Genomic DNA, 13,718 nt, shown 5'->3' on the forward strand with positions numbered 1-13,718 from the left:
GGGCCCACCGTCCTTGCCCACCAGTTTCCTTGATGCGTTCAACACGGCATTCCATCGACGCTCGGAAGGCGATCCATAGGGGGAATAAAAACAGGTTTTATAATAAATCGCATCAAAACATCGTGTCGATGCGATAATCTGGTGCCGCTTGCAGGACTCGAACCTGCGACCCCATCATTACGAATGATGTGCTCTACCACCTGAGCTAAAGCGGCGTACCAGTTCATGCGCAGGATTGGCGGCCAAAGCCGCACCCGCGGGATGGAGGGCAAATACCGTGATTGCCCCCCGATTTCAAGCGGCCATGCAAAGCCGCCGTGTTTTTTTAGAGCCGGTGTTAATGGCAGCCCAGCAATGTACCCCGGCTTTTGACGGCATTGCCCTGTTTTACAACGCCAGCCGTGCCCGGGTTGCCTTGTATTCGCTTTCCAGCCGGTCGACGAGATCGGCGACAGGACCAATCTTCTTCACAGCGCCGATGCCCTGGCCACAGCCCCAGATCTCTTTCCAGGCTTTGGGGCCGGACGTGGCGCTATCGAAATCCATTTTGGTCGCGTCGGCTTCAGGCAGATTGTCCGGATCCATGCCGGATGCGGAAATCGACGGCTTGAGATAATTGCCTGGAATGCCGGTAAAATAGTTGGAATAGACAATGTCCTTGGCGGTGCTGTCGACAATCATCTGCTTGTATTCATCAACCGCGCGGGCTTCATCGGTGGCGATGAAGGGTGAACCGATATAGGCCATGTCGGCGCCCATGGCCTGGGCAGCAAGAACCGCCCCGCCGGTGGAGATAGCGCCCGAGAGCAGCAGCGGGCCGTCAAACCATTCGCGGATCTCCTGAATCAGCGCGAAGGGGGAGAGCGGACCGGCATGGCCGCCGGCGCCGGCGGCAACGGCGATCAGGCCATCAGCGCCCTTTTTGATGGCCGAATGAGCATGGCGGTTGTTGATGATGTCATGCAGCACGATGCCGCCATAGGAATGAATCGCGGCATTGACCTCGGGCACTGCGCCAAGCGAGGAAATCACCACCGGCACCTTGTATTTGACGCACATGCTCAGATCATGCTCGAGCCGGGTGTTGGAGCGGTGAACGATCTGGTTGACGGCAAAGGGCGCCGCCGGGCGGTCCGGATTCTTGGCGTTGTGATCGGCAAGACCTTCGGTGATTTCGGCCAGCCATTCATCGAGCTGGGCTTCCGGACGGGCGTTGAGCGCAGGAAACGACCCCATCACCCCTGCCTTGCACTGGGCCATGACCAGCGCCGGATGCGAAATAATGAACAGGGGCGCGGCAACCACGGGCAGCCGGAAATTGTCCTTGAGGATGGCGGGAAGTGTCATGAAGCCTCGCAAATTACAGTGACGTTTACGCAAACGTCAATTTTCATAGCAGAGCCAGCCGGCGCTGAAAAGACGGTTATCAGCGACAGCACTTCCACAGGTGGATGGACCAGGAAGCCGCTGCGCGCTTGAGTTTTACCGGGTTAGCGGATACGCACAAGAAAAAGGCACGAGCCGACGGGCGGCGACTGCCGGGCCTTGGCCATTTTGCAGCGACTGGCAATGACCAGACCACGCGGCACGGAGACAGATCATTGAGCGGCATGGAAGCGGCAATTCGCACAGCACTGGACAAGGCAGGGATTCCCGGCGCGCAGGCGCGCCGTCATATCTATGATTCTGCCCGTGCTGCTCTCGACAGAAGCCTCGAACGGCAGGATATCATCGACCCGGAACGGATTACCGAGCACCGGCAGCGGCTGGAGATCCTGATCGCCGAAATCGAGACTGAATGGACCCCTCCCGGTGAAGCGCCTGCTGCGCCCACTGTGTCGTCCGCGTTTGACCCGCCGCCCGTTTCCGTAGAGACAGCCGCGCCCGACCGTCCGGTTTATGACACCTCGAAAGCTCTCGGACCGGAACACGACGGCCTGGAGCAAGATATCCACTCCCGGGATGATATGGAAACATCCGCAGGAATCGCGCACCAGCCAGCGCCGCTTGTTGCGCCAGTCCTGCAAAACACCCAGGGCCGGGCGACGCCTCGTGGCGACGCCGCTCTCGATTTCGCACCCGATGCCAATGACCATGCGACAGCGGGAACAGCTTTCGCCGGGCTGGACGCCGAGCGCCCGCCACATATCGAGGCTCCGGTCGCTGGTGCAGCAAAGCCTGCCAAATCAGCCAAGCCAGCCAAAAAGGTCAAGGTTCCCAAACCGCGCAAGGAAAAACGCCAGCGGGGAGCCTTTGCATCGTTCTTCTCAGCGGCAGTGATGCTGTCATTCCTTGGCATTGGCGTCTGGTGGCTGGTCGAAGTTGGCGCGTTGAAGAGTGCGTCGGAGCGCGATACCAGCGTGCCCAACCCGCCGCCATCTCTCAGTCGTGACGACTTTGCCGGCGGGCCGCAACAGCTCAACCCCGGCGCCGGTTTCTCGGGAGAGTGGGCCAATGTATTCACACCCGGCCGCGATGGCGCACCGCAGGTTCGCGGCAACGCCAGCGCCGAACTGCTTGAACTCGACGGCGGCAACGTGCTTCGGATCATATCCCTCACGGGCGGTGAAGGCGGAGAAGTTCTGATACCTCTCGGCACCGAGGTAATGCAGGCTCTGGCCGGACGACAATCGGTGTTGGCGCTCACCGTGCGCACGGCTTCTCCCGAGCCGACCCAGATATATGTCAAATGCGAATTTTCGGTACTGGGCGATTGCGGCCGCCGCCGGTTCGACGTGACCTACGAGACCACGGACATCCTGTTCAGCCTTGATTACGATCGAGCTCTGGCACCCAACGAGGGCGGCAACCTGGTGATCAACAGCGATATTTCAGGCGGCGGCAAGGGCATCGACCTGCTGGCTGTCCGGATCAAGCCGCTGAACTGATTGAGCCGGATATCCCCTCCGTCAAAACCTTTCGGACATAAAAAACGCCCGCTTCACAGCGGGCGTTTTCGTTTTGTGCAGACCGGGTCAGCTTACGTCGGTCACGCGCAGGTAGGGACGGATCTCTTCCCAGCCCTGCGGGAAGATGCCCTTTGCCTCTTCATTGGAGATCGACGGCGGGATGATCACCTTGCCGCCCGGACGCCAGTCTGCCGGGGTGGCGACTTTCTTGGCGTCAGCCAGCTGCAGCGCATCGATAACCCGCAAAATCTCATCGAAATTGCGGCCGACATTCATCGGGTAAGTCAGCATCAGGCGAACCTTCTTGTTCGGATCGATGATGAAGACCGAGCGTACCGCTGCGGTGGTGCTCTCATTGGGGTGGATCATGTCATAAAGCTGAGCCACCTTGAGATCCTTGTCAGCGACAATTGGAAAGGTCAGCGTGGTGTTCTGTGTGTCGTTGACATCCTTGATCCAGGCCATGTGCTCTTCGACGCCGTCTGTCGACAGACCGATCGGCTTGACGTTGCGGGCTGCGAACTGATCGGACAGCTGCGAGGTGCGGCCCATCTCGGTGGTGCAGACCGGCGTGAAATCGGCCGGATGACTGAAGAAAAAGGCCCAGGATGAGCCGATCCACTCGTGAAAATCAATCGGGCCGTTGGTGGTGTCGGCTTTGAAATTAGGGGCGGTATCGCCAATACGTACTGTCATTGTGATGTCCTTTCTTGGGCGGGGGAACTTGTAACTTTTATGTGTGGTTTATCTCCGGTGAGTTCAACCATCGCCTGGTGCTGGCTCAGGAAAACCTTGCCGCTGAGATGATTGAGAAAGTCGCCGCGGCGAAGCCTGTCCATCACCGGACCTTTGACCTCGGAGAGATTGAAGGTGACGTCCAACGCTTTGAGACGTTCATTGATCGCTTCGAGCGATTCCAGCGCACTCATGTCGATCTCGTTGACCGCCGGACACATCAGCACAACGTGCTTGAGCTTAGGCCGGGCGGCAACCATGTCGTAGAGGCTGTCTTCCAGATAACGCGCATTGGCAAAGTAGAGGCTTTCATCGACACGCAGCGTGAGTACCGTGTCATCCATCTCGACCTTGTGCCGCTTGACATTGCGGTAATGCTCGGTGCCCGGCACCCGGCCAACAACGGCCATATGCGGGCGGGAAGATTTGTAAAGATGGATCAGGATCGAGATCAGTACGCCGGCGGTCACGCCAACCTCGACCCCAAAGCCGAGCGTCAGCAAAATAGTGACACTGACAGCAATGAAATCGGCGCGGGAATAGACCCAGGTCTTCTTCAGGATCGAGAAATCCACCAGCGAGAGAACCGCGACAATGATGGTGGCGGCAAGCGTCGCCTGGGGCAGATGATAAATCAGCGGCGTCAGCAGCATCGCCGCCAGCATCAGGCCGACTGCGGTGTAGGCGCCTGCTGCCGGGGTTTCCGCTCCGGCGTCGAAATTGACCACGGAACGGGCAAAACCGCCGGTGACCGGATAGCCGCCGGTAAAGGCTGCGCCGACATTGGCAGCACCCAGGCCGATCAGTTCCTGATCGGGCACAATGCGCTGGCGTTTGCGCGCAGCAAGGGTCTGGGCGACCGACACGGATTCGACAAAGCCGATGATCGAGATCAGCACCGCAGAGCCGATCAGCGTGCCCCACAGATCGGGTGAGAAGGACGGCATGGTCAGCGGCGGCAGGCCTTGCGGCACATCGCCGACGACCCGCACCCCGGCGGTTTCGCTCAGATTGAAAAGCCAGGTGACGAAGATGGTGACGACCACGGCTGCCACCGGTCCGGCCTTGGCCAGCACGCCGGCCAGTTTCGGCTTCACCCCGGACGACAGCAACAGCGGCTTCAGCCCCTTGCGCACCCAGAACAAAAAGGCGGTGGCGCCCACGCCAATGGCAAAGGTGGTCCAGTTGATTTCGCCCAAGTGCTCATACAGTGACCCGAGCAGTTCCGGCAGATTTGCGCCGCCGGAAGAAATCCCGAGGATGTGACGCAACTGGCTGGTGGCGATGAGAATTCCCGACGCGGTGATGAAACCGGCGATGACTGGGTGCGACAAGAAGTTGGCGAGAAAGCCTAACCGGAAAACGCCGAGGAGAATCAGGAAAATACCTGACATGAAGGCCAGCGTGATCGCGGCGGTCAGCAGTTCGGGGGATCCGGGTGCCGCCAGGTTTCCTATCGCCGCCGCGGTCATCAGCGACACCACCGCGACCGGCCCGACGGCCAGCGCCCGGCTGGTGCCGAAGATCGCGTAAAGGATGATCGGCGCGATCGAGGCGTAGATCCCGGTCTCGGCGGGAAGACCGGCCAGCAGCGCATAGGCCAGCGACTGCGGGATCAGCATGATGGTGACGATCACGGCTGCGACAAGGTCATTGCTCAGCGCGTCGCGGTTGTAGCGGCGACCCCAGTCAAAGACCGGCATGATGCGCGCAAGGCGATTGATGAGGACGGAGTCTTTCAGCATGTCGATGTCCTTACTGCGCAAACAGCGTCAGCGTCTTGATATACCGCAAACCGCGAACGCGCATGGCGGCCCACCGGACCGATCAAGTCTCACAAAGAGTCCGGCAGCTCAGCCGACGACTTCAGGCTTGGTCATCCAGCGGCTGGATGTTCCCTGCCCTTCCCCGGCAAATGCCTGAGGGCAATCCACGGACGCTCAAAGCCCGTTGATGGGCACCTTCAGCATTGCGCGTCCGTCCTTGTCGGTCGGGATATCGCCGGCGCGCATGTTGACCTGCAATGACGGGATGATCAGCCTTGGCATGGCCAGCTGGTTGTCACGCTCGGTGCGGAACTTGATGAAGTCCTCGCGGCTCTTGCCGCCGCCGACATGGATGTTGTTGGCCTTCTCGTCACCAACCGTGGTTTCCCACGCGATGTCGCGACCGTTGGGGCCGTAATCGTGGCACATGAACAGGCGCATATCGTCGGGCAGAGACAGGACTTTCTGGATCGAATCGTAGAGCTGACCCGCATCGCCACCGGGGAAATCGGCGCGGGCCGACCCGCCATCGGGCATGAACAGCGTATCACCGGTGAAGGCGGCATTGCCCATCACATGCACCATGCATGCAGGTGTGTGGCCGGGCGTGTACATGGCAAATGCCTGCATTCTTCCGATGTGGTAGGTGTCGCCATCCTTGAACAGGGCGTCGAACTGCGAGCCGTCACGCTGGAACTCGGTGCCTTCATTGAATATCTTGCCGAAGGTGTCCTGGACGACCATGATCTTGTTACCGATGCCGATCTTGCCGCCAAGCTTGTCCTGAATGTAGGGCGCTGCGGAAAGGTGGTCGGCATGGACGTGGGTCTCGATGATCCATTCGAGCGTGAGCCCGTTGTCCTTGATCCAGGCAATCATCTTGTCGGCATGGCCATAGGTGATGCGGCCAGCGGCATAATCGATGTCCATGACGGAATCGACGACAGCGCAAGACTTCGAGGCGGGGTCCTTGACCACATAGCTGATGGTGTTGGTGTCGGGGTCAAAAAAGGCTTTCACCTCGGGTGTGACCGACATGTCCACTGGGTAATTCGACATTGCAGCATCTCCTCTGTTCATATCGTCTGTTCGTCTCGCCGCTTTACGGAGCGCGTAGCCCGGGTCGCCGCCGGAGCGACCCGGGTTTTCGTTAAAATGCCTTGGCTGGCTTATGACGCAGAGTGTCGGCAGCGCGCGCCAGCACGATGCCAATGACCATGGCGCCGACAAAGGCTATGACGTCCAAGCCGCCGAAACCGAGCGCAGGAATTGCGCCACCCGGGCAGAACCCGGCGATGCCCCAACCGATCCCGAAGGTCGCCGATCCGGCGACAAGCCGTGCATCAATTGTCTTGTTACTTGGTAAATGAAACTCAGCATCGAACACCGGTTTCTTGCGGGCGCCGAACACCGCCACATAGCCGATCGCGGTGGTGATCAACGCTCCGCCCATGACAAAGATCAAGCTTGGATCAAAAGTTCCCGCAACGTCGAAGAAATTGAGAACCTTGGCCGGGTTGGCCATGCCGGAAATGGCGATGCCAAGACCGAAGATCGCGCCGATGAGGCCGGAGAAAATCAGTTTCTGCATGGTTCAGATCCCCGCAATATGACGAACAACGTAGACCGTAATACCGGTCGCGATCATGAATGTGACGGTGGCGGCAATCGACCGCGGGGAAAGCCTCGCCATGCCGCAGACGCCATGGCCGGAAGTGCAACCGGCGCCGTAGTAAACGCCAACACCAACGATCAGGCCGCCAAACGCCAGCAACGGCAGCGACACGGGGACCGCATAGGGAATCGCTCCGCCTGCAGCCAGGAAGACCATCGGGCCGATGACCGCGCCTGCGAGAAAGGCAATGCGCCAGGCCCAATCCGTCGAAACCGGTGGAATGATGCCTGTCAAAATGCCGGTCATGCCAGCAATGCGACCATTGAACATCATCAGCAGAATCGCCGAAATGCCGATCAGGATACCGCCGGCCAGCGATAACCATGGTGTGAATTCTGTTTCCATCATTGCTTCCCTCTTGTCCGAGGCCTCATGTCGACCCGGCGTCGTTGCGCCTGGGCCTCATATATATAAGCGATACTCCATATTCAAGAGGATACATATGTTGGATACGATTATTCACCGAGACCAAGCGCCACCATGACGGCGCTTGCTCAGACCGGACTTTGCCCTAGCCTTCCGCTCAGACCGTCGGCATCTTCGGCTTGCGGATATCCGGATGCAGGGTCTTGCCCAGAATGTGATCGTCGGTGCCGATGACGTGGTTGCTCGAACCGACAATCAACCGGTCCGGGTGATGCACTACCAGGTGATCCTTGTTCGGGTAAGGCAGGCTGGACAGAAAATGCTTCATGCAATTGAGCCGGGCGCGCTTCTTGCAATCCGATTTGACAACCGTCCAAGGCGCGTCGGCGGTATCGGTGTAAAAGAACATTGCCTCCTTGGCTTCGGTGTAATCGTCCCATTTGTCGAGCGAAGCCTTGTCGATAGGCGACAGCTTCCACTGCTTGAGCGGGTCCTTCTCGCGCTGGCCGAAACGTCTGAGCTGTTCGGCCTGGGTGACAGAAAACCAGTATTTGAACAGCAACACGCCGGAGCGGGAGAGCATGCGCTCGATTTCGGGCGCCTCGCGCATGAATTCGAGATATTCGGTCGGCGAACAAAATCCCATGACCCGCTCGACACCGGCGCGATTGTACCAAGAGCGGTCAAACAGGACCATTTCACCCGATGACGGCAGATGCTCGATATAGCGCTGGAAGTACCATTGCGAGCGTTCACGGTCGGTTGGCTTGTTGAGTGCGACGACGCGGGCCATGCGCGGATTGAGATGCTCCGTGAAACGCTTGATGGTGCCGCCCTTGCCGGCCGCATCACGGCCCTCAAACAGCATCACCACTTTCTGGCCGGTGTCCTCGATCCAGCGCTGGGCCTTCAAGAGCTCGACCTGCAGCTTGGCTTTCTCCTTTTCATAGGCAACACGGCGCATCTTACTCTTGTAGGGGTAGACACCCTGCTCGAACAGTTGCGCGATCGCCGCCTCATCCCTGCGGATTTCCGCTGTGTTCAGCTTCGCCGGCTTTACCCCGGCAGCACCTTCGTCGTCAGCGACAGGCGCCTCGACACCCGTGTCTTCAGAAAGCTTTTCATCAACCGCTTCATGCCCTGTGCCAGCGCCATTGGGTTTTGTGTCCAGTTCGCTTTTGAACTCTGTCATGCCTGCCCCTTTCCGATCAAAAAGCCATTCTGACTCCAAAACCTCCTGGTGGCCTTGACCCGCGTCAAACCGGTGCAAACAAATATCAACGGCCCGGAGACAGCATTGATCAGCGTGACTTGAGGTGATCCAGGAGATGGACAATGAGGCCCGCAAGCAGGCCCCAGAAAGCGGCACCGATGCCAAAGGCGGCGACACCGGAAGCGGTGACAGCAAACGTCGCGGCGGCCGCGAAACGGGTCGCCGGCAGCTCAAAGGCAGAGACCAGTGCGCCGATCAGCGGCGGGATCAGGGCCAGGCCAGCGACCACGGCGATGATTTCCGGCGGCATCGCCAGAATGGCCGGGACAATGACCGGACCGAACAGGCCGAGCAAGAGCCAGACCAGGGCATAGATAAGCCCGACCTTCCAGCGCTGGGCCTTGTCCGGATGGACATCGTCGCCGAGGCAGATCGCGGCAGTGATGGCGGCCATGCTGATGGTGTGGGCGCCGAACAAAGCGAAGAACGCGGACAGAATACCCGTAACGCCAAGCGCTTCGGTTACCGGCGGTTCATAGCCATTGGCGCGCAGCACGGCAAAGCCGGGCAGGTTCTGCGACGCCATGGTGACAAGGTAAAGCGGAACCCCAAGGCCCAGCAGAACAGCGGGATTAAACTCCGGCATGATGAAGTTCAGTGACGTCCAATCGACGTCGGTGGAGGGAAACGATGCTCCGCCGAGAGTGAAGGCGATCACCAGACCAGCGATGAGTGCGGCCAGAACGGCCATCAGCGGGTTGATCAGCCGGACCAGCAGAAACACCGCGATAAAGGGCAGAACGAGTGCGGCCTGATTGGCTGCATGCAAAGCCACTGCCATGGTGAAAGGCAGCAGAACACCAGCCAGCATGCCCGAGGCGACACCTGTCGGGATCGCGTTGACGGCGCGGTTGAGCGGGCGAATGGCAGCGGTCAGCGCAATCAGCAAGCCGGCGAAGACAAACGCGCCAACCGCCTGATGGATATCAACCCCGGTGGAGGCGGCAATCAGCGCGGCACCTGGTGTTGACCAGGCCAGCACTATCGGCACCTTTTTCCAACTGCTTAGCAGAGCCGAGCCGATGGCCTTGGAAAAGCAGATCGCCGCCACCCAGGAGGCGGTCTGGCTGGCATCCGCGCCAACAGCTGCTGCAGCAGCCAGAACTAGCGCGATGGTCGAGCCGTAACCCACGAGGGCTGCCACCAGTGCCGCGGAGATCATCGAAACAGGCAAGGGAGTGCTCCAGAAAGACAGAGACGAATGCTTGATTCAGGCCGGTGAAGCGGAACCGGTCAGTTCAGTTGGCGGCAGCAACCAGACGAGCGACGCGATCGATTGCCAGCAGGTAGCCTTGCGTACCGCAGCCGGCGATGACGCCATCGGCCCTGAGCGAGACAAAAGAATGCTGACGGAATTCCTCACGCTTGTGCACGTTGGAAATATGAACTTCGATCACCGGGCCATCAAACGTATTGAGCGCGTCAAGTATCGCCACTGACGTATGGGTGTAGGCAGCAGGATTGATGACAATCGCCACGGCCTGTTCGCGCGCTTCATGGATCCAGTCGATCAGCTGATGCTCGGCATTGGATTGCAGGAAAAGCACAGTCAGACCATGGGTCTTGGCCTGGCTTTTGGATGCGGCTTCGACATCATCCAGGGTCTCGCTGCCATAGATTTCAGGCTGGCGCTTGCCCAGAAGATTGAGGTTCGGTCCGTTGAGGACATAGATCGTTCCGGTCACCGGGGCTGCCTTTCGATTGATCCCCATTTCGGGGTGGTGCAAATTCCTAGCCTGACAGACTGCTTGCGGCAAGTCTTGCCGAGATTGCCGGCTTTTGGCGAGCCCGTTCACTCGAGTCCGTAAGGCACCGTCCTGCGCATGTTGGGATCGACGATCAGACGGCGCTTGAGCGGCGGGACGGCGCGTTGGTGACAGTTGCGGCGCTCGCAGATCCTGCAAGATACGCCAATCGGCTCGAAGGCCTCGGCGCGGGCGATATCCAGAGCATCGGCATAGACAAGTTCGCCGGCATGGGCGACTTCGCAACCGAGCGCCAGCGCATAAGACTGCACCGGATCGCGCCAGCCGCCGGAAGGTTTGGAGACCGCAGTGGCGAGGCAAAGATAACGCACGCCGTCGGGCGTTTCAGCCAATTGCCTTATGATGCGGTTGGGCGTCTCAAACGCGCTGTGGGCATTCCATAGGGGGCAGGCCGAGCCGAAACGGGCAAATTGCAGCTTGGTGGCCGAGTGGCGCTTGGTGATATTGCCGGCCTTGTCGACGCGGGCGAAGAAAAACGGCACGCCCTTCTGGCCGGGCCGCTGCAGGGTCGAGAGACGGTGCGCCACCTGCTCGAGGCTGGTCGAGAAGCGGTCGGCCAAGAGCACCAGATCATGGCGAAGTTCCCGCGCAGTAGCGCTGAAGGCGCCGTAGGGCAGGATCGCGGCCCCGGCAAAATAATTGGCCAGTCCGATGCGACAGATACCGGCAGCATCAGCCGAGCGAAAGCGCGCCTCCTCGATGATTTTTGTCATCGCGGCATCATGCTCGATCAGCGCTATCTGGCAGGCGATCTGGAAGGCCTGTGTCGAGACGGGGGTGCGCGGATTGAGCCAGAGCACGCGGGAGACCGGATCGAAACGGCGCAGACTGCCGGCATCGCTTTGTCCTGCTCCCGGCTCGCCGCCACTGCCGATTACAATCCGCACCCGGTGGCGGCGCTCGATGTGATCGGCCAGCGCCTTGAGGCTGACGCCGCGGCTTTTCGCCAGCTCCTGGCTCAGCGCTTCGCCGGCGAGATCGAGCTCGTGGATGTAATTGTCGACATAATGGAAGAAATCCCGCACCTCCTCGTAAGGGGTGGGATCAGTCAGCGCGCCGGAACGCTCCAGCGTTTCATCAAGTTCGGCCAGTTGATCGCCGGAGCGCCGCATTGCCTGATGCAGCGACAGGAAAGCGCGGGCAAAGGACGGGGCGTTCTGCACCACCAGCTTGACGTCGGTCAACGATGGCTGCGCCCCGCCCGACACCGGATCGGCCAGTGCTTCGGCGACGTCGGCGAGCAACCGGTCGGTGTCCTGATCCGACAGCGTCGTGATGTCGATCGAGAATGCTTCGGCGAGCGCCAGAAGCACCGAGGCGCTGACATGGCGCTGGTTGTTTTCGATCTGGTTGAGATAGCTGGTCGAGATGCCGAGCTTGGTCGCAAAGCCGGCTTGAGTGAGGCCGTGCTCGCCACGGATGGCGCGGATCTTGCCGCCGACGAAGAGTTTGCGTGCTCGCATGAATGTTCGCAACTTTGCAAAATTGCAGTTGCAAACATTGCTAGTGCAACATGCTTACCTTTTCAACCCTGTTGCGGCCGCTGCATTCACGCTATCACCATGCATTCAACGCCCGAAAACCAGTTTGGTTGACTGCGGGCGATGTGACCAAAGCAGCATTGGCAGCGGCCGTATTTCCGGCAACATGAGCAAGTGGTGCGAAAAAGGAGGCCTGTGATGCGGGAAATTATCGAAGAGGTTGAACACCGGCGCGAACAGGCCCGGCTCGGCGGTGGCCAGCATCGCATCGACGCGCAGCATGGCAAAGGCAAGCTGACAGCGCGCGAGCGGCTCGACGTGCTGCTCGACGAGGGGTCGTTCGAAGAATACGACATGTACAAGACCCATCGCTGCACGGACTTCGGCATGGAGGCCCAGGTTTTTCCCGGCGACGGCGTGATCACCGGCTGGGGCACGATCAATGGCCGTCCAGTCTATGTATTCTCCCAGGATTTCACCGTGTTCGGCGGTTCGCTGTCGGAGACGCATGCGGAGAAAATCTGCAAGGTGATGGATCTGGCCGTGCAGAACGGCGCGCCGCTGATCGGGCTGAATGATTCCGGCGGCGCACGGATCCAGGAAGGCGTGGCCTCGCTCGGCGGCTATGCCGAAGTGTTCTGGCGCAATGTGCAGGCCTCGGGCGTAATCCCGCAAATCTCGGTGATCATGGGGCCATGTGCGGGCGGCGCGGTCTACTCGCCGGCGATGACTGACTTCATCTTCATGGTGAAAGACACGAGCTACATGTTCGTGACCGGCCCGGACGTGGTCAAGACCGTGACTAACGAGATCGTCACCGCTGAAGAACTCGGCGGTGCCTCGACCCACACGAAGAAATCCTCCGTCGCCGATGGTGCTTACGACAATGACGTCGAGGCGCTGATCGAAATCCGCCGGATGTTCGATTTCCTGCCGCTCTCGAGCCGCGAAACACCGCCTGTCATTCCGACGGCGGACGCGCCCGACCGGATCGAGAACGCACTCGACACGCTGATCCCCGACAACGCCAACAAGCCTTACGACATGCGCGAAGTCATTGCCCGGGTTGGCGATGAGGGTGACTTCTTCGAGATCCAGGCCAACCACGCCAGGAACATTCTGTGCGGCTTCATCCGTCTGAACGGTTCGACCGTCGGCGTTGTGGCCAACCAGCCGATGGTGCTGGCCGGCTGTCTCGACATCGATTCCTCGAAGAAGGCTGCGCGTTTCGTCCGCTTCTGCGATGCCTTCAACATTCCGATCCTGACGCTGGTCGACGTTCCGGGCTTCCTGCCGGGAACCAGCCAGGAATATAACGGCATCATCAAACATGGCGCCAAGCTGCTGTTCGCCTATGCCGAGGCCACAGTGCCGAAGGTTACCGTGATCACCCGCAAGGCCTATGGCGGCGCTTACGACGTGATGGCGTCCAAGCACATCCGTGCCGACGTCAACTATGCCTGGCCAACGGCGCAGATTGCGGTGATGGGCGCCAAGGGCGCGACCGAGATCCTCTACCGCTCCGAGCTTGGCGATCCGGACAAGATCGCGCAACGCACCGCCGATTACGAAGACCGCTTCGCCAATCCGTTCGTCGCCGCCCAGCGCGGCTTCATCGACGAGGTGATCATGCCGCACTCAACCCGGCGCCGTGTGGTGCGAGCCTTTGAAATGCTGAAGACCAAGAAGGTGACGCAGCCGCTGCGCAAGCACAACAACATTCCGTTGTGAGGCGATATTGAGCGAG

Annotated in this window: 12 protein-coding genes and 1 tRNA gene; 2 read left to right on the forward strand and 11 right to left on the reverse strand. The window is 60.0% G+C overall.

Annotated elements, in window-relative coordinates; translation table 11 throughout:
* Positions 1-139: 139 nt before the first annotated feature.
* Positions 140-215: transfer RNA gene (locus tag IMCC20628_RS18230), tRNA-Thr, on the reverse strand.
* Positions 216-387: 172 nt separating this feature from the next.
* A complete protein-coding gene (locus IMCC20628_RS18235; RefSeq protein WP_047031384.1) occupies positions 388-1,347 on the reverse strand; it encodes a nitronate monooxygenase family protein in 960 nt (319 codons plus the stop codon).
* Positions 1,348-1,601: 254 nt separating this feature from the next.
* On the opposite strand from IMCC20628_RS18235, the gene IMCC20628_RS18240 reads away from it, so the two are divergent.
* Entirely contained in the window at positions 1,602-2,888 is a 1,287-nt protein-coding gene (locus IMCC20628_RS18240; protein ID WP_156174571.1) for a hypothetical protein, read from the forward strand.
* Positions 2,889-2,975: 87 nt separating this feature from the next.
* Here IMCC20628_RS18240 and IMCC20628_RS18245 read toward each other — a convergent pair whose 3' ends face one another.
* From IMCC20628_RS18245 to IMCC20628_RS18285, 9 genes are all read right to left on the reverse strand, one after another.
* Complete coding sequence (locus IMCC20628_RS18245; protein WP_047031386.1) at positions 2,976-3,605, reverse strand: peroxiredoxin; 630 nt, start codon at positions 3,603-3,605, stop codon at positions 2,976-2,978.
* Positions 3,602-5,389 (reverse strand): sulfate permease, encoded by a 1,788-nt coding sequence (gene sulP / locus IMCC20628_RS18250; protein WP_197078338.1) that lies wholly within the window; start codon positions 5,387-5,389, stop codon positions 3,602-3,604. The genes IMCC20628_RS18245 and sulP overlap by 4 nt, the downstream gene beginning before the upstream one ends.
* A gap of 195 nt (positions 5,390-5,584) precedes the next feature.
* Complete coding sequence (locus IMCC20628_RS18255; protein WP_082128222.1) at positions 5,585-6,469, reverse strand: MBL fold metallo-hydrolase; 885 nt, start codon at positions 6,467-6,469, stop codon at positions 5,585-5,587.
* Between the two features lie 91 nt (positions 6,470-6,560).
* Positions 6,561-7,001 carry a DUF6691 family protein gene (locus tag IMCC20628_RS18260; protein ID WP_047031387.1) on the reverse strand — a complete coding sequence of 147 codons (441 nt, stop codon included), beginning with the start codon at positions 6,999-7,001 and terminating at the stop codon, positions 6,561-6,563.
* A gap of 3 nt (positions 7,002-7,004) precedes the next feature.
* A complete protein-coding gene (locus IMCC20628_RS18265; RefSeq protein ID WP_197078493.1) occupies positions 7,005-7,430 on the reverse strand; it encodes a YeeE/YedE family protein in 426 nt (141 codons plus the stop codon).
* A 178-nt stretch (positions 7,431-7,608) separates the two neighbouring features.
* Positions 7,609-8,643 (reverse strand): polyphosphate kinase 2, encoded by a 1,035-nt coding sequence (gene ppk2 / locus IMCC20628_RS18270; protein ID WP_047031389.1) that lies wholly within the window; start codon positions 8,641-8,643, stop codon positions 7,609-7,611.
* A 109-nt stretch (positions 8,644-8,752) separates the two neighbouring features.
* Positions 8,753-9,919: a benzoate/H(+) symporter BenE family transporter gene (locus IMCC20628_RS18275; protein ID WP_280949442.1), complete on the reverse strand. Its 1,167-nt coding sequence runs from the start codon at positions 9,917-9,919 to the stop codon at positions 8,753-8,755.
* 43 nt (positions 9,920-9,962) lie between these two features.
* Positions 9,963-10,409: a type II 3-dehydroquinate dehydratase gene (gene aroQ / locus IMCC20628_RS18280; RefSeq protein WP_047032747.1), complete on the reverse strand. Its 447-nt coding sequence runs from the start codon at positions 10,407-10,409 to the stop codon at positions 9,963-9,965.
* Positions 10,410-10,516: 107 nt separating this feature from the next.
* The gene (locus tag IMCC20628_RS18285; protein ID WP_047031391.1) at positions 10,517-11,953 is read right to left on the reverse strand and encodes a helix-turn-helix transcriptional regulator; all 1,437 of its coding nucleotides are present in this window, start codon (positions 11,951-11,953) and stop codon (positions 10,517-10,519) included.
* 216 nt (positions 11,954-12,169) lie between these two features.
* Between IMCC20628_RS18285 and IMCC20628_RS18290 the strand changes: the two genes are divergently transcribed.
* A complete protein-coding gene (locus IMCC20628_RS18290) occupies positions 12,170-13,702 on the forward strand; it encodes an acyl-CoA carboxylase subunit beta (RefSeq protein ID WP_047031392.1) in 1,533 nt (510 codons plus the stop codon).
* The last annotated feature ends 16 nt before the right edge of the window (positions 13,703-13,718 follow it).

Origin of the sequence: Hoeflea sp. IMCC20628, from assembly GCF_001011155.1 — a bacterium.
In the GTDB taxonomy this organism is placed as follows: Bacteria; Pseudomonadota; Alphaproteobacteria; order Rhizobiales; family Rhizobiaceae; genus Hoeflea.